At 49.8% G+C, this 856-nt stretch carries 1 protein-coding gene; it reads left to right on the top strand.

Translation table 11 applies throughout. The annotated features are described in order from the left end of the window. On the top strand, positions 1–856 hold an 856-nt coding region (locus R7044_RS24720; RefSeq protein ID WP_263857036.1), incomplete at both ends, for an ATP-binding protein.

The raw sequence follows: 856 nt of genomic DNA, 5'->3' as shown, positions 1-856 counted from the left end.
CTTGAAAGTGGATCCGAAGATCCCGCCAGGTCTAGTCGGAGACCCGCTACGTATCCAACAAATTTTGACGAACTTGGTGGGGAACTCCATTAAGTTTACTGAGCGCGGAAACATCGATGTTAGCGTCGAAATGCGTTCACAAGCAGGTGACTCGGTTGAGCTGCAATTTATGGTGCGAGACACCGGTATCGGTATTTCAGAGCGTCAACAAGCGCAGTTATTCCAAGCATTCAGCCAAGCGGATGCCAGCATATCTCGTCGATATGGTGGTACGGGTCTGGGCTTGGTTATCACCCAGAAACTGGTTAGTCAGATGGGCGGCGAAATCAGTTTGACCAGTCGTCTTCACCAAGGTTCGACATTCTGGTTTACGCTTCGCCTCAACTCGACAGAAATGCCAATGAGCGATCTGATTGAAGTCGAGCTACTTACGGGCAAACAGTTGCTGTTGGTAGAACCAAACATGCAAGCGGCATCGGTGACTCAGCAGATCTTGAGTCAAGAAGGTATTCTCGTGACCTATCGTTCTTCCTTACCAGAGAACGAAGAGCACTACGATTACGTATTGCTGAACTTGGCAGCTAACCAAACTTATGACGAGCAATCAGTCGCTGCTTGGATTGAGCAAGCGAAGCGCATGGCGCCAAGTGTCATCATGGGTACACCGAGCACCGAATTAGCGCTTGCCGACCAAATCATGACCGAGCATCAAATCCAGTGCTTAACCAAACCGCTATCACGCCGTAAGCTGCTGCAAAGTTTGATCAATGAACATGTTGAAGCACCTCAAGCTATTGCCGCTCCTGTTGAAACAGAAGAAAGCGAACGACTGCCACTGACGGTGCTCGCGGTGGAT

It is taken from the genome of Vibrio sp. 1402, from assembly GCF_033340275.1.
This window is presented reverse-complemented; position numbering and strand designations above follow the sequence as displayed.